This window comes from uncultured Methanobrevibacter sp. (assembly GCF_947169325.1).
In the GTDB taxonomy this organism is placed as follows: domain Archaea; phylum Methanobacteriota; class Methanobacteria; order Methanobacteriales; family Methanobacteriaceae; genus Methanocatella.
The window spans coordinates 1-20,872 of sequence record NZ_CAMVPN010000043.1; the positions used below are offsets into that span (position 1 = coordinate 1).

Annotated in this window: 15 protein-coding genes; 4 read left to right on the forward strand and 11 right to left on the reverse strand. The window is 38.3% G+C overall.

What is annotated here, in order from left to right; all coding sequences use genetic code 11:
* The first annotated feature begins 1,047 nt into the window (after positions 1-1,047).
* Both Q0W26_RS07125 and Q0W26_RS07130 read left to right on the forward strand, forming a co-directional pair.
* Positions 1,048-2,274: an FprA family A-type flavoprotein gene (locus Q0W26_RS07125; protein ID WP_298523594.1), complete on the forward strand. Its 1,227-nt coding sequence runs from the start codon at positions 1,048-1,050 to the stop codon at positions 2,272-2,274.
* Between the two features lie 10 nt (positions 2,275-2,284).
* Positions 2,285-2,698, forward strand: coding sequence for a ferritin family protein (locus Q0W26_RS07130; protein WP_298523608.1), 414 nt, complete (start codon positions 2,285-2,287; stop codon positions 2,696-2,698).
* A 75-nt stretch (positions 2,699-2,773) separates the two neighbouring features.
* On the opposite strand, the gene Q0W26_RS07135 is transcribed toward Q0W26_RS07130, so the two are convergent.
* The 5 genes from Q0W26_RS07135 to metK form a co-directional block, all read right to left on the reverse strand.
* Positions 2,774-3,904: a site-2 protease family protein gene (locus Q0W26_RS07135; RefSeq protein WP_298523595.1), complete on the reverse strand. Its 1,131-nt coding sequence runs from the start codon at positions 3,902-3,904 to the stop codon at positions 2,774-2,776.
* Positions 3,905-3,920: 16 nt separating this feature from the next.
* Complete coding sequence (glp, locus tag Q0W26_RS07140) at positions 3,921-5,138, reverse strand: gephyrin-like molybdotransferase Glp (protein ID WP_298523596.1); 1,218 nt, start codon at positions 5,136-5,138, stop codon at positions 3,921-3,923.
* A gap of 24 nt (positions 5,139-5,162) precedes the next feature.
* Positions 5,163-7,301: a phosphoribosylformylglycinamidine synthase subunit PurL gene (purL, locus tag Q0W26_RS07145; RefSeq protein ID WP_298523597.1), complete on the reverse strand. Its 2,139-nt coding sequence runs from the start codon at positions 7,299-7,301 to the stop codon at positions 5,163-5,165.
* A gap of 10 nt (positions 7,302-7,311) precedes the next feature.
* Positions 7,312-10,548 carry an isoleucine--tRNA ligase gene (gene ileS, locus Q0W26_RS07150; RefSeq protein ID WP_298523598.1) on the reverse strand — a complete coding sequence of 1,079 codons (3,237 nt, stop codon included), beginning with the start codon at positions 10,546-10,548 and terminating at the stop codon, positions 7,312-7,314.
* Between the two features lie 1,213 nt (positions 10,549-11,761).
* Entirely contained in the window at positions 11,762-12,937 is a 1,176-nt protein-coding gene (gene metK / locus Q0W26_RS07155) for a methionine adenosyltransferase (protein WP_298523599.1), read from the reverse strand.
* Between the two features lie 266 nt (positions 12,938-13,203).
* On the opposite strand from metK, the gene Q0W26_RS07160 reads away from it, so the two are divergent.
* The gene (locus Q0W26_RS07160) at positions 13,204-13,869 is read left to right on the forward strand and encodes a DsbA family protein (RefSeq protein WP_298523600.1); all 666 of its coding nucleotides are present in this window, start codon (positions 13,204-13,206) and stop codon (positions 13,867-13,869) included.
* Here the strand turns inward: Q0W26_RS07160 and Q0W26_RS07165 are convergent.
* Genes Q0W26_RS07165 through Q0W26_RS07175 form a run of 3 tightly spaced genes read right to left on the reverse strand, consistent with a single transcriptional unit; the run spans position 13,862 to position 14,856 of the window.
* Complete coding sequence (locus Q0W26_RS07165) at positions 13,862-14,014, reverse strand: hypothetical protein (protein ID WP_298523601.1); 153 nt, start codon at positions 14,012-14,014, stop codon at positions 13,862-13,864. The two genes, Q0W26_RS07160 and Q0W26_RS07165, sit on opposite strands and share 8 nt — an antisense overlap.
* Positions 14,015-14,032: 18 nt before the next feature.
* Positions 14,033-14,377, reverse strand: a complete 345-nt coding sequence (locus Q0W26_RS07170; RefSeq protein ID WP_298523602.1) for a hypothetical protein — start codon at positions 14,375-14,377, stop codon at positions 14,033-14,035.
* Positions 14,374-14,856 carry a hypothetical protein gene (locus Q0W26_RS07175; RefSeq protein WP_298523603.1) on the reverse strand — a complete coding sequence of 161 codons (483 nt, stop codon included), beginning with the start codon at positions 14,854-14,856 and terminating at the stop codon, positions 14,374-14,376. The genes Q0W26_RS07170 and Q0W26_RS07175 overlap by 4 nt, the downstream gene beginning before the upstream one ends.
* A gap of 231 nt (positions 14,857-15,087) precedes the next feature.
* Between Q0W26_RS07175 and Q0W26_RS07180 the strand changes: the two genes are divergently transcribed.
* Positions 15,088-15,414 (forward strand): DUF192 domain-containing protein, encoded by a 327-nt coding sequence (locus Q0W26_RS07180; protein WP_298523604.1) that lies wholly within the window; start codon positions 15,088-15,090, stop codon positions 15,412-15,414.
* Here the strand turns inward: Q0W26_RS07180 and Q0W26_RS07185 are convergent.
* The 3 genes from Q0W26_RS07185 to Q0W26_RS07195 all read right to left on the reverse strand — a co-directional run bounded on the left by Q0W26_RS07185 (position 15,400) and on the right by Q0W26_RS07195 (position 19,113).
* Entirely contained in the window at positions 15,400-16,092 is a 693-nt protein-coding gene (locus tag Q0W26_RS07185) for a dihydromethanopterin reductase (acceptor) (protein WP_298523605.1), read from the reverse strand. The genes Q0W26_RS07180 and Q0W26_RS07185 overlap by 15 nt on opposite strands.
* Position 16,093: 1 nt before the next feature.
* Positions 16,094-17,365: a serine hydroxymethyltransferase gene (gene glyA / locus Q0W26_RS07190; RefSeq protein ID WP_298523606.1), complete on the reverse strand. Its 1,272-nt coding sequence runs from the start codon at positions 17,363-17,365 to the stop codon at positions 16,094-16,096.
* A 104-nt stretch (positions 17,366-17,469) separates the two neighbouring features.
* Complete coding sequence (locus tag Q0W26_RS07195) at positions 17,470-19,113, reverse strand: hypothetical protein (RefSeq protein WP_298523607.1); 1,644 nt, start codon at positions 19,111-19,113, stop codon at positions 17,470-17,472.
* Positions 19,114-20,872 lie beyond the last annotated feature (1,759 nt).

Here is a 20,872-nt window from a genome sequence, read left to right on the forward strand (position 1 = left end):
AGATTTCGCAAAAAATTGATTATTCCCAAATATTGGGTTTGAACAATATTGTAATAAGAATAAAATAGATGATTTTTAATATCACATAAAATAGGACAACAAAAATTTACAACCTTAAAACCGTTCGTAGAAACTATTTAAGACCCTGAATCTTACTCCTTTGACCACTTGGATACACGTCTAAAAGAGATATCAGAAAAAGTAATCCATGTAAGGATTTTAACTATATAATATAATACTTTTTTAGTATAATATGTAATCTTATTCAATCCCTTGATTGTTAGGCAAACCATCTTATATATTAAATTTTTGAAGAGTTTATAAACATTAAGTAATGTCGTTTTGTCCGACACTTTAAAATGCCTGGAAAATCAGGGACTGATTTCAAAAAAAAGTCATCGACGACGATTCAAAAAGAAACACTGAATATTGCCTTACCGAAAAAGGCAAAAAATGAATAAAGTATTATATGAGATGGTAATTTTCGGATTATATGAACTGGAAGGCGATTTAAGAGATGATAAATTTAAAGAAGAAATAAGAAAAAGATATGAAAAAATACTGCTATAGATACTCACGGCTTAAAGAGATATCCAATATTCAGGCTTATTTATTCAAATCATGCAATTTCTGCCTAACCTTCAATTAACTCTGCTTATTTTTCAGATGCCCGCTTACACGGGCAATATTATTCTGATGATGGCCAAAGAATTGAACTATCTCAACTTTATAGAAGTTGAGGATTCTTACTTCACGGTCTGTATACTCTAATGAACCTAGAATTACCGAGCTATCCCCCTCGTCCCGAAGGTCAGACAGATTCAATTAATATTGCTTTTTTAACTTGGTTATCGTTTAAAAAGTTTAATTTAATTTTGTCAATGTCATAACATTACCAACAAAATTTAATTAATTAGGCAAATTATTTTGAAAAAAAATACGAACATTTCGTATAAAACAAAATTATATATAATAACAAATCCGAAAATATTATTAATTCATAGATGATTAAATCCATGAATAAAAATTTATAAAATGGTTGATATTATGAAAGCAAATGCTCAAAAAATAGCCGATGGAGTATACTGGATTGGTGTACTCGATTGGGACCTAAGAACCTACCACGGTTACACCTTGGACGGAACCACCTACAATGCATACATTGTATTTGGAGAAGACGAAGTAGCAATCATCGACAATGCTTATCCTGGAAAAACAAAGGAAATGATGGCACGTATCGATGACGCATTCGCACAGGAAGGAAGAGAAGTCAAAGTTGACTACATCATCCAAAACCACGTTGAAAAAGACCACTCCGGAGTTTTAGTGGACTTGCACAAAAGATTCCCTGAAGCACCTATTTACTGTACCAAAATCGCTGTAAACGGTCTTTTAAAACACTACCCTGCACTTGAAGGCGCAGAATTCATCACAGTCGGAACCGGTGACAGTTTAGATGTCGGCGGAAGAACATTAGCATTCCTCGATGCATTCCTCTTGCACTGGCCGGACAGCATGTTCACCCTTCTTGCAGATGAAACCGGAATCTTATTCCCTAACGACGCATTCGGTCAGCACCTATGCTTCACCCAAAGATTCTCAGATGAAATCCCTGAATATGTCCTTATGGACGCTGCTCAAAAGTTCTATGCAAACCTCATCACACCACTTTCCAAACTGGTGCTTAAGAAATTAAACGAAGTAGTTGAATTAGGACTTCTTGACTCAATCAAAATGATTGCACCGTCACACGGTCAAATCTGGAAAGACCCAATGCAAATCATCGGCGCATACCAGAACTGGGCTACCGGAGTATGTGAAGACAAAATAACAATCATCTATGATACCATGCACTACTCAACCCAACAGATGGCTCATGAAATTGCAGAAGGTGCAATGTCTGAAGGATATGACGTAGAAATCTTCTTCTTGCATGAGGATGAAAGATCCGAAATCGTCAAAAGCATCCTAACCAGTAAAGGAATTGCAGTAGGAGACCCTACCATCAACGATGTACCGTACCCAAGTATTGGAGACATCATGTACTACCTTAAAGGATTATTGTTCAACAGAACCGGAATCGTAAGAAAAGCCGTTACCTTCGGTTCAATGGGTGGAAAAGGCGGAACCCCTGCAATGCTCGCTGAAGAATTAAATAACTGTGGATTCGACGTGATTGACTCACAGGAAATTACATTCGTCCCAAACGCTGAAGAGGAAGAAGCAAGCTACCAGTTAGGTGTAGCATTAGCTAAAGCATGTAAAGAACTATAAATGTGATAATATAGTAAAATACGAACATGAAATAGGAATTACAAAAGATACCCCTGTAGAAAACTATGTTGCAGGAAACTTTGAAGGAGAAACCAACGAAGTCGGTATCTACCTGGCCATGTCCAGACAGGCTTCCAGAGAAGGCTACGGCGAATTGGCTGAAGTGTTCAAAAGATTAGCATGGGAAGAAGCTGAACATGCTGCAAGATTCTGTGAAATGAACGGAATCATCAAGGATGACCTCAAAGCCAACATCGAATGGATGATGGGCGGAGAAAAAATGGCTAACGCTGAGAAAAGAGAAGCAGCTGACAAAGCCCAGGAAGCTGGAATCGAAACCGCTGCTGATTTCTTCCGTGAAAGCTCAAAAGACGAAGGTCGTCACTATAAAATCCTGGAAGGCATCTTGGAAAGATACTTCTAAACCGAAAGAATTTAATTATTCTTTCTATTTTTCTTTTTTTAAAATAATCTGAATCAACATTAAATGTTATAACAATTAAAGGAACCCAACAATTATACTGAACACTATTATTATTCCCATTACTCCTGATATCGCATTGACGAGTGGTTTTACTGTATTTTCAGACATCTTATATGAGAGCAGAATCTCAAGCATGTATCCCCCGTCCAACGGCTTTATCGGAAGCAAGTTGAACAGTCCTATTCCAAGGTTCAGCATGAACACCCACTGGAAAAGCTCAACAAGCTCGAATAAGATCCATGGAACAGGTCCCAAGCTGTCATTTACCATCTCGAAATGTTTGGATGCCTGGATTCCAAAAAATCCTCTTGATTCATTGTTCGGATTCTTGGATAAGGTTATCGAATAGCTTCCTTCATCCGTTTTGACCGTTACGTTATCACCCGGATGATATGAACTTACGACCTCGCCGTAATCAGTTGAATTTGTAATCTTGTGGCCGTCGATTTCCTCTAAAATCATACCTTCCTTTAAAATGCCTTCCGAAGGGGAGTCGCCTACAACCCTGTTTATTGCTATTCCGTCCTCTGCAAAGTATGTCGGAATTGCCGCTGAGAAAAGTGACACCAATAGGATTGCGATAATCGCCAGGGATATGTTTGCAATTGATCCTGCCGCATAGACCCTCAGTCTGGAGGATTTCTTGGCGGCCTTGAGCTCATCCTCGTCTGGCTCCACAAATGCTCCCGGAAGGATTGCAAAGAGAAGCAAGCCGATTGACTTGATTGATATCTTTTCGCCGACTGCCTGAATTCCGTGTGAAAACTCATGGACTATTAAAACGCTTGCAAGGGCAAGCAGCCCGTATCCCAATGGAATGTAGATTGATGAACCTGGTACTTCCACTCCCGGAATTACCACTGAAACCGCAGGGGTTTCGAAAACTGATGGCAGCGAACTTATTATTGTCCATGTGATGAATATCATGGCAGCGAATGCCACAACAATGCCCACATTCATGAACCAACGCCAGAATCTGGGTGAAAAATTAGAAATCCTGGATATGAAGCCCCGGAGCCTTTTGGTTTTCCACATCAGTATAGGAAAGTTCATCTCGAGTCCATGATCAGACAATCTGTCATGGAATATCAAAGCCAATATCCAGATACAAATGAAAGCTATCAAATAATAATAAATCCCATTCATTAAAATGCCTCTTCATCTACCAAAGTAGTGAATCAAAGAACACAACGTCAACTATATCTCCCTTCTGATATCCTTCATCGTTTTCGTCTATGATGATATAGCTGTTCGCCTCAACCATTGACCTAATTATGCCAGAACCTCTGTTGAGGACATGTTTTGTATACTCCTCATCAGTGAATGAACGGATGAAATCTGTACGTCCAAGCTGGGATGGGACCTTAAGCTGAGATACCTTTTTGACAATGCTGAACTCAAATGGCCTTCCCTGCATTTCAAAGAGGTATTTTCTTGCAAAGACATCAAACTGAGACATTGCCGCTACAGGCTGGCCTGAAAATGTAAATATCATTTTGCCGTTTATGATTCCTGCACCAGCAGGTTTTCCAGGTCTCATCGCAACGCCGTGGAACAGTATTTCACCAATGTCATCGACGACGTCAAGAACGACATCACCCTTACTGATGGCTGTTCCGCCGGTGGTCATGATGACATCATATTCCTTGGAAGCCTCTAAAACAGCCTCTTTAACCTCATCAAATGAATCGCCGGCATGTCCGATGTCACATACTGCACCTGAATCCTCAACCATTGCAGTTATTGTGAACTGATTGGAATTGATAATTTTTGCCTTGTCGATTTCATCCTTTGTAGGTTCAACAAGTTCGTTTCCGGTAATAATCAGCTTAACTCTAGGCTTTTTGTAGACCTTTACTGTATCATATCCTGCTGAAGCAATCAAACCCATCTCCTGGTACCTGATGAAGGTATTTTTGGAAAGGATTACCTCTCCCTTTTTGATGTCCTCTGCCTTAGGAGAGACGTTTTCGCCAGGTGTGACCTGAGAGTAGATTGTCAGGTCGTCCCCGTCAGTGGTGGTGTATTCCTTCATTATTACAGCATTTGCGCCTTCAGGAATCGGAGCGCCTGTGGCTATGACTATGGCCTCGTTTTCGCCTACGGTCTTGTCTGAAAAGTCACCGGCGCCGATAGCGTCGATAATCTTTAAGCTTTTCGGAGCGGACTGTGAAGCTCCAAATGTATTTTCCCCAATCACTGCAAATCCGTCCATTGCGGATTTGTCAAATGGCGGAGAATTGTGATAAGCGATGATGTCTTCAGCCAGAACCCTCTTATGGCAATCATATATTGAAATCTCTTCAATGTCTGTGTATTGCTGATTGTCATTGATGAGTTTTGCGGCGTTTGACAGTGAATCCAATTTTGATAAGAACATGTAAAAAACTCCCCCAAGTTTATTCTATGCCATGTATTTTTCAATTACGCCATGATAGGCATCGTTTAAATCTTCAAAGCTGAATTCATGATCGTTAATGTTTAATGAAGTGCCTTTTACTTCTCCTATGACCTGCGCTTCAACATCGATTTTTGCCATGATATCGTCAACGGCATCAGCCTTTACGGTCATGAGATACCTTCCGTGGCTTTCTGAATATAACAGCTGGATTTTATCCAGTTCGTCATCGACTATGTTGACTTCACATCCTAGTCCTGACTTGATTACCATTTCTGAAATCGCAACTGCAAGGCCTCCTGCTGAAACGTCATGGACTGCAGTGATGTTTTTGTCTGCGTCCTCATCGATTAGTTTAAGAACAGTTTTACCGTTTGCCACTTCATCCTCTATTCTGATTCTAGGAGCGGTTCCCACTTCAATGTTATGTATGGTTCTGTGGTATTCTGAACCTGTAAGCTCATCGTAGGTCTTACCGATTAAAATGATTTTATCCCCTTCGTTTTTGAAGTCCATTGTCCTTATGTTTTCGATGTCCTCAACACCGATTACACCCACTGCAGGAGTCGGATTGATCTTGATTCCTTCTGTTTCATTATAGAAGCTTACGTTTCCACTGATTACAGGAGCATCGAATTTTTCAGCAACAAGACTCATTCCTTCGATTGCTGTTTTAAATTGCCATAGGATTTCAGGTGTTTCAGGGTTTCCGAAGTTGAGACAATCAACTACCGCATAAGGTGTTGCCCCCATTGAGATTACGTTTCTGATAGCTTCAGCAACACATCCTGCAGCCCCGTCGAAAGGAGAGAGTTTTGTGTGGATTGTGTTTGAATCTGTTGTAAGTGCGATTGCTGTGTTCTCGTCGATTCTCAATACTGCCGCATCGTCTCCAGGTTTTACGACTGTTCTTACCTGAACCTCGTGGTCGTACTGTTTGTAGACCCACTGTTTTGAAGCGATGTTTGGAGAGGACAATAATTTAGGCAATGACTGGTAGACTCCAGGTTCCTTGAGCTCGATTTTTTGGGTGTCTTCAGGCACTTCAGCTATCGGCCTGTCGATTGAAGGAGGGTCCGCCAGTAATATTGTCGGAAGGTTTGCAAGCTCTTCACCTTCATCTGAAATTATCATGTTGTCGCCTTCGATGACCTCACCGATGACGGATGATGTTATTTCATGCTTGTCGCAGATTTCCTGTGCAAGCTTGACATCGTCAGGGTTTATTACGAACACCATTCTTTCCTGTGATTCTGAAAGCATTATCTCATAAGGAGTCATTCCGGTTTCCCTTAGAGGAATTGCACGCAGGTCGACCAATGCACCGTTGCTTGATGAGTCTACAAGCTCTGAAATGCAGCATGTGAGACCTCCACCGCCTAAATCCTTTACTCCACTTACGTTGATTTTTTCCATTATTTCAAGGGATGCTTCCAATACTCTTTTCTTGGTGAACGGGTCTGCCACCTGCACGGCCGGCCTGTCTTCGGTTTCAGAATCTGAAGTTAGCTCTTCTGATGCGAATGTTACTCCGTGAATTCCGTCACGTCCTGTAGTTCCGCCCATAAGGAGGAATACGTCGCCGATGTTAGGTGCTTCTGCTCTTACAATCTTGTCCTTTTCGACAAGTCCCACGCACATCACATTGACGAGAGGGTTTGTCCTGAATGATTCGTCGAATTCGATTTCACCGGCTACAGTCGGCACCCCTACACGGTTTCCGTAATCGGAAATCCCTTTTACGACGTGTTCGAATAAGTATCTTGATTTTTCATCTTCCAGCGGTCCGAATCTCAATGAGTCGAGAAGTGCAATTGGCATTGCACCCATGGAGATGATGTCCCTTAATATTCCACCGATACCGGTACCTGCTCCACCGTAAGGTTCGATAGCAGACGGGTGGTTGTGGGATTCCATTCCGACTGCCAAAGCGTATTTGTCTGTCACGCTTACAAGTCCCGCATCGTCGCCGGGACCTAAAATAATGTTTTCTCCTTCTGTAGGAAATGCCCTTAAGAACGGCCTGCTGCTTTTGTATGAGCAATGTTCTGAAAACATCACGTCAAGCATGCCCTCTTCAAGCTCGTTCATTTCCCTGCCGAGAATTCCTTCAATGTATTCTATTTCAGAATCAGCTAAAGTCATTTTAACACCCTTAATTTTTAATTGAAATAATTACCTTTTCTCCTTCGATATCCCATTCCTTGGTATAATCCTTAGAATCTTTACTGCACTCTTCAGTGTCTGTTATGATGAGGCTTTTTGCCCTTACTTCGTGAGAAATCACTTCTGACTGCGGAACAATCAGGTCTTTGAATTCAGCTGAGGTTTCAACGTCCACGTTGATGTTTGCCTCAACGTCAAGGTCCATGTCCTTTCTCATGTCCTGGATTCTTCTTATCAGCTCACGGGCCATTGCTTCCTGCCTGATTTCTAAAGTGACGTTGGTGTTCACGAACACGTTTCCGCCTTCAAACTCTGATGACACGAAGTCATCCGGAAGCTCTGAATCAAATAGCACCTCTTCTGTGGTTAGTTCTATTCCTTCCACAGTTACTGTGCCGTTTGCATCAAGTTCAGCTTTTATCTGATTACCGTCTGCGGTTTTGAGTCCTTTTACAACCTTGCCCATGTCCCCTTTAAGTTTTGGGCCTAAAATCTTGAGGTTAGGCTTTGCAATGAATGAGAGTTTTTCAAATTCGCTTGCGCATAATACCTCTTTGGTATTGGACTGATCCTTGATGATGTCTGTAAGCTCGTCTATTGCTTTTAAAACATCTTCATCCTGTGACACGACTGTGATGTCTGATACCGGCCATCTGAGTTTGTACTGTGCCATGTCCCTTGCCCTGATTGATGCGTCAATCACTTCACGGGCAACGTCCATCTTGGCTTCGAGCTCCTCATCAATTGCGTCCTCGTCGTATTCCCAGTCGTTCATGTGAATGCTTTCTGGAGCTTCTGGGTTTACGCCTTTGACGAGGTTTTCATAGATTTCCTCGGATATGTGAGGAGCTATCGGACATAATACTGAGATTAGTTTGACAAGCGCAGTGTACAAGCTGTAATAAGCGCCTAATTTATCCGGATCATCACTTTCAACCCATGTCCTTCCACGGATGAGCCTTACATACCAGCGGCTTAAGTCTTCAAGTATGAAATTGTTAATCTTTCTGGTTGCCTTGTGGAAGAATACCTTATCGAGGTCTTCTCCAACTTCCTTGACAAGTGAATTGGCTTTTGAGATAATCCATTTATCTTCAGCCCTTAAAATCATGTCGTTTTCGCCCAGTCCAATTGGGTTGAAGTCATCCAGAGACATATAAGTTGTTGAGAATACGTATATATTCCATAGGATATTGAACATCTTGTTTATGTTGAGGATTTCCTCCCATACGAACTTGAGGTCGTCCCATGGCTTTGAAGCCCACAAGAGGTAGAACCTTAATACGTCGGCTCCGTATTTCTCTATTACCTCTTCCGGAGACACTACGTTACCTAATGATTTTGACATCTTGTTACCGTTTTCATCTAGCACAAATCCGTGCATCAGCACTTTCTGATAAGGGCTTTTGCCCATGGAGATTACTCCTGTTCCAAGCTGTGAGTAGAACCATCCTCTGGTCTGGTCGTGGCCTTCTGTAATGAAGTCATACGGGAACCAGTCTTCGAAGCTGTTGTCTTCGGCAGGATAGTAGAGTGATGCCCATCCGGCAACTCCGGAATCTATCCATACATCCAGCACGTCCGGAATCCTTCTTATTGTCTGTCCGCACTTGTCACATTTCACTTCAACTTCATCTACGTACGGCCTGTGGATAAGCTCTGAGTCTGAAACTGTGATTTCGTTGAGTGATTCAGCTTTAAGCTCATCAAGTGATCCTATAACTTTCAGCTCTCCGCATTCAGGACATTCCCAGATAGGTATCGGAATACCCCAGAATCTTTGCCTTGAAATTGTCCAGTCACGGGCGTTGTCAACCCAGTCATGGAACCTTCCTTCACCAGCCCATTTAGGCACCCATTCGACATTGGCTATTTCATCGAGCATTTTTTGTTTGATTTCAGTCACTTTTAAAAACCACTGTTTGGTTGCCCTGTAGATGATAGGGGTTTTGCATCTCCAGCATACACCGTATCTGTGCTCAATAGTCTCTACATGATACATTAAGTCTTTAGCCTGTAAATCTTTAATGATTTGGTCATTTTCTTCTTTTGTAAATTTATCAGCGTATTTTCCTGCATCATCTGTAAAGCATCCGTCCTCTCCGACAGGGCAGAATATTGGAAGTCCGAATTTTTGACCGACTTCAAAGTCGTCCGGACCGTGTCCAGGTGCGGTGTGTACAAGTCCGGTACCTTCACCTAGCTCCACATGGTCTCCAGGAAGTATTGTGTGAACCTTTTCAATTTCTGAGTCGAATTCCATCTGCTTTGGAATTTCATCTGCCAAAATGTAATCGTAATCCATGCCAACTAGGTCAGCGCCTTTAACTGTCTTGATGACTTCATACATCACTTCTTCCTCTTCGATTACCTTTTCCTCTTCATCCTCATTTTCGGCAGGTATTTTGGTCCTGTGGATTTTGATGCGTTTTCCTAAAACGTCTTCCATCAGGTTTTCAGCTAAAATGTAGGTTTCACCATCTTTTAAAACATAAACATAATCAAATTCAGGATTTACACATATTGCAAGGTTTGCCGGTAATGTCCATGGGGTTGTTGTCCAGACAAGGAAATAGGTGTCCTTCTCTCCGGTTACCGGGAACTTTATGAAAATGGAAGGGTCAACCTTTTCCTCATACTCTATTTCAGCTGCAGCCAATGCGGTTCCACAGTGAGGACACCAGCTGATAACCCTCTGGTCGTTTACAAGCAAGTTCTGTTCGTTTGCCCTTTTGAGTGTCCACCATGATGATTCCATGTATTTCGGATCAAGTGTCATGTACGGCTTGTCCCAGTCCATCCAAACTCCCAGCTGGTCGAACTGCTCTTCCATGGCTACCTTGTTTTCAAGGGCGAATTCCCTGCATTTATCAACGAATTTGTCGATTCCAATCTCCTCGATTTCCTGTTTGGACTGGATATTCAATAGATGTTCGACCTTGTTTTCGATTGGAAGGCCGTGCATATCCCATCCTGCCTGTCTTCTTAGGCTGAATCCGTTCATGGATTTGAAACGCAAGTATGTGTCCTTGATTGTCTTGTTCCAGGCGGTACCCAAATGTATTCTTCCACTGCAGTATGGTGGTCCATCCAAAAATGAGTATCTTGGACCTTTTTCTCTAAGTTCATTAACCTTTTTGAAGGTTTCTTCCTCTTTCCAGAATTTTTGAACCTTTTTTTCTATTTTATCGTGATCGTATGATTTATCTGCCTCTTTTATTGGCATTGTAACTCCTCAAAAATTAATGATTTATAATATGTATCTTTTTGTTGTAATTAATAAATAAAGGTTATTGCGATAATCGGATATTTTAGAAATCGGAAAGATTTTTAAAAAAAAAGATTGGCTGAAACAGAAATATGTCAAAGCAAGAAAAAAAATATTGAAACAAAAAAACAGCAGCTTCTGATGTAAAAACAGGTCAATATCTATACTGTGAGAGAAAAACCCCCACAGCACACCGATTAGATATTGAAAAAATTTAATCTATTTATAGTTGGAATCAAAAATCCAAAAAGGATTTCAACTCTACCTAATAGTATGACCCAAATATTATATAAACTTAATCATGAAGTTTATAAATTGCAAGGAGTGATCATCATAAGTACAACTGAACCCAGGGATAACCCGGTGAGGCTATCGGAAAACAAATCCCTATGAAATAGAAGATCCCTACAATTTAAAGGAGAATCATGGCAAGCTTCACATCTACTTAATTATAATCAATGTGAATATGGTAGTCAGGCACCACAAACAAATGAGGTACCAAACCATTGCAATCCAAAATTTAGCAAGGATACTCACAATGATTCCCCCTATAATAGATTAAATTGCCAGTGGACTTCTCATCAAAGAAAATCCTCCGAATCGAAATCAAAGCAACATCACAACAAATCATAATATCACCCCCTGGACTTAGAGAGTTACAGTTTACAAATATTTTATCCAATAAACTATATAAAACTTTATTTTGCAAAAAATAAAGGACAATAATGCTTTTATTCTATGAAATTGCTTTATAAATGTGAAATTGTATTATACATATGAAATTGTAATAGCCTTGAAAAAAATCATTCCACCAAGATTACATTAACAGATGTGAAATGTTAAATAATTAAAAACAGCAGTCGTTATTGTAAAAACATGTCAATATCTATACTGTGAGAGAAAAACCCCCACAGCACGTCGATTAGATATTGAAAATATAACTTAATACACTTATAAATTGGAATCAAAAATCCAAAATGGATTTCAACTCTACCTAATAGTATGAATTAGTAGAATATATATTTAATCATTTCAATGGCCTATTAAATGATTAATTAACACTAGCAAATTTAAAAATTAAAACAAATCTCTGTTGATGTAAAAGAAAAAATAATGTCCGTTGAACTTTAAAAAAATAAAAAAAGGTTTATCCTCAAATGAGGAAATGTTCTTAGTTTTTGATGTATTTTTTCAGGTCTTCAGCCTTGTCGGTTTTCTCCCATGGAAGGCCTTCAATACCGAAGTGACCGTATTTTGCGGTCTGTTTGTATCTGGCATCCCTCAAGCCTAATGTCTCGATGATTCCGTCAGGAGTGAGCTTGAAGTTTTCACGAACGATTTCGGCCATTGTCTTGTCGCCGATATCTGCCTTGGTTCCGAAAGTATCGACCATCACTGAAGTAGGCTCTGCCACACCGATTGCGTAGGAAAGCTGGATTTCACATTTCTCAGCAAGTCCGCTTGCAACGATGTTTTTGGCTATGTATCTTGCCATGTAGCATGCGCTTCTGTCTACTTTGGTGCAGTCTTTTCCTGAAAATGCACCTCCACCGTGGCGTGCGTATCCTCCGTAGGTGTCGACGATGATCTTACGCCCTGTCAATCCTGCATCACCGTGAGGACCTCCGATTTCGAATTTTCCGGTCGGATTGATATGTTCCTTGGTGTTTTCAGTCATGAGCTCATCGGGAATGACTGCCTTGAATAGCTTTTCACGGATGTCAGCTTTTAATTGCTCCTGATTGTCGGAGACGGTCTCGTCATGCTGGGTTGAGAGCACCACAGCGTCAAGTGAGAGAACGTTTCCTTGCTTGTCGTAATTGACAGACACCTGAGCCTTACCGTCAGGCCTTAAATATGGGATTTCACCGGATTCCCTCAGTTCAGTCAGCTTATTTGTTAATTTACGTGCCAGGTCAATTGGATAAGGCATCAGTGAATCGGTTTCATTGGTTGCATAACCGAACATCATACCCTGGTCTCCTGCACCGGTTTCCTCATCTCCACGGTCCACTCCCTGATTGATGTCTGCAGACTGTTCGTGAAGCCTGTTTTCAACCTTACAGCTGTGGCCGTCAAATTTCAAATCAGGATTGTCGTATCCGATTTCGATGATTGTGTCCCTGATGATCTTTTCGATTTCTTCCTTTGAGATGTGGGCTGATGAGGTTATCTCACCGAATACCATACAGAAATCGGTTGTAACGCAAGTTTCACAAGCGACATGTGAATTCTTGTCCTGTGCCATGTATGCATCCAATATGGCGTCGGAAATAATGTCTGCAACCTTGTCAGGGTGTCCCTGGGTTACAGATTCAGATGTAAATGTCCTATATATTTCACTCATATTATCACCGTAGTTAATGTTAAATTCTAATTAAAACTGAATTGCATCAACATTATCAAATAGTCATTATAAGTTATATCAAAAATGTTATATATAAATTGTTGAATTTGCCTCATTAAATAAGAAGATTGATATAAAACAATTCATAAATTTAATTACATGAGTTTCCATAGAAAGTACAACACCATTTTCAGAGCCATAGACAACATGGCGAAGCTGTACAAGGTTGCCAAAAAGGAAAAAGCAAAGAAAAAAGATGGGAAAAAATGAGAATCGTATACCTGATTGACTTCAACTGTCCAAGCTCATACATTGGACTTGAAAGAATTAAAAGAGCTGTTGAAAATCTGAATCTTGACGTCGAGTGGGAAATGAGGGCTTTTGAGCTTGAGGATGAAGCCAAGAAAAAGCCGACAATGAGCACCACAGAGCGATATGCCGAAAAATATGAGCTGAGCATGGACGAAGCAGAAAAAAGAATAGCGGAAATAGAAAATATAGCACTTGAGGACGGATTGAAAATCAATTTCGCCGACATGCCGCTTACAAGCTCAAAGGACGCTTTGAGATTAGCAAAATACACCCAGAACATGCAGCCGGAAGTCACATTGAAACTGGCAGAGGAGATATTCCATGCAAGGTTTGTTGAAAACGAAAACATTGCAGACGAGAATGTCCTGACGCAAATAGCCGTCTCCTGCGGTATCGAAGAGGACGCTGCCAAAAAGATAATTGAAAACAACTATTACAACATAGAATGCTTCCTGGATATGGAGGAGGCGCTTTCAAACGGAATAACCGCAACCCCATGTTTCATAGTGTTTAAAAACGATGAAAAGCTGATCATTCCCGGAACCTTTTCGGCCGAAGAGTTTGAAATTGCCCTTAAAGACTTTGAAAGCGGAGAAATCGAGGACAAGACATTCATTTAGCCAAAGTTTTCTCGAAAAACTCAGGGGAAACCTTTGCTAAATCCGCTATATCCTCTTTTTTGATGCCTTTCTCATCCATATTCCTTACTATTTCTTCGTTCCTCTCATCGACTTTTCTTTGAGCATAATCCTCAACTATTTTCATATTAACTCCTATAAAAAATCATTTAGCCAATGTTTCATTGACAAAGTCTAAACTAACTTCAGCAATCCTTGCAATATCAGCAACACCATAACCCTCTTTATCCAGACTAATAACAAAGTTTCTTTTTGATTCGTCGACTTTTCTTTCAGCTACCCTTTGAGCATAATCCTCAACTATTTTCATGTTACCACCTACCAAATTAGATATTCTTGTATTTAGAGATTCATCCTTTACAAACTTGTCACATAACATTAACACAACCCCTTTAACAAATTGGCCAATTTCTTTATCCAAGTTAGGGATGTTGGTTATGGTGACTGCAGAGTTCAGTATATTTAATTTAATATCATTATCTGATTTCATGAAGCAAAGCAAGCTATGAGGAGCAATTCCCTTTCGGTGAACTCACTGTTGTTTCCTATTTTGGCATTCATCCTATTTATAAATTCATCACCGTCATAATCTTTTAAGGAATGGACATATATCGGAAAGGTTGAATCGGGATTGATCCTGTAGCATTTAATGCCTTCGCCCTCAACAGTGCTCAATACATGCACTTCAATGTCCTTTTCCGATTTGTTTTTGATTTGATCAAACAGTGCAGTGTAGAATCTGAATCTCCGTTTGTCATTAATATCAATATAAATGCTTTGAAATTCAACGATAATTATTCTGTCTTCAAGTTCAAAAACCAAATCCGGCTTGTACATTTTTGGGTCAATTATGCTGTATTCGGTCTGATGAACTTCAACTATTCTGCCTTCAATTTTCATGATTGCCATGAGTTCCTGGCCATATATTTGACCGTTGTTCTTGAAAATTACATCTTCATGGAACTTCATTTATTCACCCCAAAAATTTATTTTGATAATTATGACCTAATATGAACATGAAAGAATATAAACCTTTTGATATGATTTTGAAGCAATATTGATGTAACAATAGAAAAAACAAGCATAAATCAATATTCATATTTGAATATAATTTCAAATAACGAGTTTTTTTACAAGCAAAACTCAATATTGATTTTGAGTTGTCAAAACTTTAAATAGCTTAACGAAAATACTAACTCCATGATTTTAAATAAAACCACAGATGAAATGATTAACATCGAAATCAGATATGCAGACAATTTCTACAGACGTTTTGTGGGATTACTTGGAAAAAGAAATATTGACTTTGCAGTATTGTTCTGCAACCTTAAAAGCTCGGCCGTCCACACACATTTCATGATGTTTGAAATCGACGTGTATTTTCTGGACAAAAACAAAAGAATATACGAAAAGGCAAGCTTGAAGCCATGGAAATTCCACAGGCCAAAAAAAGAAGCGCACTACATCCTGGAATGTAAAAAAGATGAGTTAAAAATAAATGTTGGAGACAAGTTAGAATTTATCTAAAATGTCTTCCGGGCTTTCAAATATCTGAATATTGTCAATTTCAGTTAACTTGCGGGTGTTTTCGATGTCGATGTCCCGCATGTAGATTGTAATGATTTTTCCTTCGGAAATCGCATCATAGGGACAGGTGTTTCTGCACAGGCCACAGCCGATGCACTTTGTAAGGTCTATTTCCTCATGTGCAATGATTGCCCCCTGCTCACATGCAAGAGCCGCAACGCAGTCATCGCAGCTTTGGCACTTGGAAAGCTCCATTTTGGACGGTAATACTGTATCGATTGGTCCCGGATGGATATCCACAGGCACCATATATACAGGCACTGCACCTTTTCCGGCCTGTGCCACGGCGTTTGTAACCAGGGTGTCGGCTATTCCATAGACTATCTTTGAAACAGTGTTTGCTGTAGCCGGTGAGACTATAAGAAGGTCGTATTTTCCAAGTGAAAGACGGCCTGTAATTGGATATGAAAATTTCTGGTTTGAATCAGTTGCCAGCTCACGGTACTTTCCCCCTGTAATGCTCTCAACACTTTCGTAAAGCCCATACATCTTGAGGACCTCTTCAGCGGCGCCTGAGAGAAACACTGTGACTTCATGCTCTTTGGCAAGCTCACGAGCCAATTTGACTGATTCTTTAAGTAAATGACCGGCTCCTGTAAATGCAAATCCGATTCTCATTTTAATCTAATCTGTGATATTGGTAAGCTTCCCTGTCTGAGAATGCATAATCGAGTTTTGTGTACTGGTTCATGAATTCAGCGACTTCATCGGCGATGTCTTCCTTGTCAACTGCCACACGTCTGATGAATTCTGCAACCTCATCCATCTCTTTTTCCTTTAATCCTCTTCTTGTGATTTCCTGGGTACCTATCCTTATACCTGAAGGGTCATCTGAGTTGTCCCTGTCATCACCAGGCAATAAATTTTTGTTTAAAATCACATTATTGTCAGCCAGTTCCTTGGCGATGTCGGATGCTGAGCGGATGTTTGTAAGGTCAACTGCGATTTGGTGAGACTCGGTAAAGCCCAAATCTTCACATAACACGTTGAATCCTCTTTCATACATTGCCTGACCTAAAGCCTGTGCGTTTTTGATGGTCTGTTTTGCGTATGCTTCACCGAACTCAAGCATTTCAGCGGTTGCAATACCTAAACCTAACAGATGGTGCAAGTGGTGGTTACTTACGACACCAGGGAACACCGCATTGTCTATGACTTCCTCGTTTTCTTTGCTTGAAAGAATGATTCCTCCCTGTGGACCTGGGAATGTCTTGTGGGTTGAACCCATCATCACATCAGCGCCTTCCTTTAAAGGCTGCTGGAACTGTCCACCGGCAATAAGACCCAATACGTGAGCACCGTCATACATGACAGTTGCACCCACTTCATCGGCTGCCTCACGTGCCTCTTTAACAGGGTGAGGGAACAGGAATAAGCTTCCACCAAATAAAACTATTTTTGGCTTTTCCTCTAAAATCTTCTTGTTCATTGCATCGATGTCAATGTTCATCACGTTTTTGTCCAATGGGTGGAAAACAGTCTTGAGTCCACGAATACCAGCAGCACTTACGTCAGCGTGGGAGATGTGGCCTCCGGAAGGCACTTCAAGAGCCATTACCTTTTCGCCAGGTTTTGCAAATCCGAAGAATGCGGCAAGGTTTGCGGTTACGCCTGAAACAGGCTGAACGTTTGCATATTCACAGTCGTAAACTTCACATGAAAGCTTTTTGGTTCTGTCTTCTACAAGATCAACAAACTGGCATCCTTCATAAAACCTTTCGAATGCCTGACCTTCAGCGTATCTGTGAGCAAAATCAGTTGCCAAGGCTTCTGTTACCTCTACACTGGTAACGTTTTCAGAAGCAATAAGATTGATACTATTTCTCATATATTCAGTATGTTCTTTTGCGATTTTTTCAAAGTTTAAAATTTCATCATGATAATTAGTCATTTACTACACCTAATATCCAATTAAATATTATGAATTAATTTTTGTTTAACATCTAATATAATAGTTATGAAAAATCAGTATTTTTTAATGAAAAAAATAAGATTTTAGAAATATTGAGGTATAATCTCACATATTTCCTCCTTATTGTTGTTCCATTCATCGACTTTGAATGTGTTGAACGCTTCATCCAGGCATTTATCAACATCATAGTCATCCGCATGCTTTAGAAATTCCTCAATTGCAAATAAAACATCAGTCGAATAAGGAGTTCTTTGAATGATATCACCTTCAAATATGCTGTCCTCATTTGAAGCTAGAATGATGAACTGAATGAGATAAGTCAGGGCCTCATTGAATTTATTGGCCTCTAAATTATAATAGAAATAATTCAATAGAAAATCCTTATACAGATCAAATTTATCGTCATTGTCGCGGCAATTGGCAATCTTGTCATCAAAATACTCCTCAAATATCGTATCCAAACTCAAGGACTTATCTGCATTATCATAATATTGTTTAATTTCCTCAAAATCAAAGAAAGTCAGCTTTTCATTGTAAAAGGTTTTTAAGTCAAAATAAGGGTCATTTTCTTCAATTGGAACTCTTCCCCAAAACTCATCTGAGTCCAACATTTCCTGAAATTTTTCATGATTAAAATCCTCCAGCAGCTTTTCAATGTCAAAATTATCGAAATTATGTTTAAGCTCTTCTTCATAACTTATGTCCCTTAATCTTTGACCGCAGGTTTCACATGAATCGACGAATTCAAAATTGTACTCGCCGCAGAATGGACAGCATTCATCATCATCAACCAAAGCACCGCCTATCATATCAATGTTTTCAACCAGATAATGCATTCTGCGCTTGCAATTTTTTATGGTCAATTCATTTCTCTCCAGTGCCCCTGTGATGTTTTCAATTATTTTAAATCCGTCATCATCAGACAGTTTATTTTCTTTTAAATATTTTGCAAACTCAGTTTTTAATTCGTTTGATGTGCCTAAAGTGTTTTTAACACAAATTAAATCATAAATATCGTTTTCAACCTCATCAAAATAATCCAAAATTTTCTCATCAGCCTTTTCACGGGCATCATAACATTTATCCAGATAGCCTTCACTGACTCTTTTAAGTTTTTTTCTTAATTTGTATTTTTTCAAATCGGATTTTCTTGGAAGTGTCAATGCCATGACATCACTGTATTTGATGAAATTAAGCATCGGGTCTAAAAAGAATATGCTGCACAAATCCATGTCAAAAATGTTTGCTTTGTATGGAAGTTCATCCAAATCGGGACTCTTATAGAAACGTTTAATGTTGGAATTCTTATAAACAGTATTTAAATCCAAAATAAATTTCATATAACTTATTACCAAATTATCTGAGAATTTAAAAGCTAAATTATTTTTCAGCAATACATTTACAAAAGCCCTGTTTGGATTTCTCGGATAAAAAGTAAAATTGGGCGAAGTTATCAAATTAAACAATTCATTGTACAATAAGTTTTTGCCTCTAAATTCCGGCATGATATAGCATTCATTGATTGAAATGTCTGTTGGAATTACATGAAACTGATCCAGTGAAATGAATCCTACAACCTCATCTTCATAATATATCTCATGAAAAACCCTAAAATCCATGAATTCCAAAGCATAATTTTCTTTTTTAATTGAATTTAAAATATTCGGATAATTTTTTTGTAAAAATTCCAATAAACTGACATTATCATTATTGTATAGCCGGTCCATATTTCCACCTTGTTTAAAATTTTGTCAGTGAAATATTTAAAAATGATGGAAATTCAAATTATGTGATATGAAGCAAGTTTAGAAGGCATTTGATAGTGAAAAGTAACAGCTATCAAACATCCTATCGATTAACTCAAAAAATCATTAAAGAAAATGAAATCAAATGCAAAACTATCCAAATCATCAACAGAATTCACATTAACATCAAGCATCTGCAATATCCAACTAAAATGAAAATCAGGATATACATCAAACAGCAAAAACAAGAGAAATATTAAAAAAAGCAGTCGTTAATGTCAAAAAAACAGATTCAAAAATAATATAAAGTTAGAATGAAATCTAACTTCATATTTTACCCTATAAAACTTTATACAAAAAATTTTTCTATAAATTTTGTACACTTAGTTATCTCACCTTAATATTATATAAATATTTTTGATACGTATCATGAAAGCAACAAAAGCTCACCAAAGGAAAATTCTAAAACTCAAAATTTTTTAGTGTTCGACTACTGATTACTGTTTAGAAAAATTTTTGTATAATTATGGTGATGAGTTTTAAAATGGTTATTAATAATACTAATAATAATTCATTTTTTTTACTCATTGAATCACCTTTAGAGTTATAGGGTGATTTTATCTAAGCGAGCAAAATCTTTCAAGGACAAGTCCCAATAATACATTAAACCACCTAATATATAAAATAACCGATGATTTGAGCCTTAAAATTGTATTTAGAACAAAATATTGATGCGACCTGTAAAATTGTAATGAAAAAGTAAAAATAAAAAAATATCGCCTAAAACAAACATCGATTAAATCAAAAGATCAACCAACCAAATGAAATCTAAACAAAAAACCATATAAAAAATCAATCAAATCCGACATTACCACCGACCATCACAAATCCCAAACAAAAATGAAAATCAAGATATACATCAAACAGCAAAAACAAGAAAAATATCAAAAAAAGCGATTGTTAATGTCAAAAAAAACAGATTCAAAAATAATATAAAGTTAGAACGAAATCTAACTTCATATTTACTCCATTAAATTTTACAAAATATTATAATAAAATTCTTATAAATTTTGTAATCATACTTATCTTACTATTATTATATAAATATTTTTGATACGTATCATGAAAGCAACAAAAGCTCACCAAAGGAAAATTCTAAAACTCAAAATTTTTTAACGTTCGACCTCTGGGCACTTCTAAAAGAATTTTAAAATAATAATGGCGATAAGTTTTAAAATGGTTATTAATAATATTAATAATAATTCATTTTTCTTACTCATTTAATCACCTTAAATTTAATGGAGTGATTTAATCTAAGCGAGCAAAATCTTTCAAGGACAAGTCCCAATAATAAATTAAACAACCTAATATATAAAATAAGCGATGATATGAGCCGTAAAATTGTTTCTAAAACAAAATATTGACCCGAACCTGTAAAATTGTAATGAAAAAGTAAAAGTACAAAAATATCCACTAATCAAACATCGATTAAATCAAAAAATCAGCCAACCAAATGAAATCAAAACAAAAAAGCATATAAAAAATCAATCGAATCCAACATTACCATCGACCATAACAAATCCCAAACCAAAATGAAAATCAGGATATACATCAAACAGAAAAAAACAAGAAAAGTATCAAAAAAGCAGTCGTTAATGTCAAAAAAAATAAAAAAAAGAAATAGAGAATTAATCTCTAAATCTATTTACCTAAGTCTTCAAGAGCAGCACTGATTTGTGCC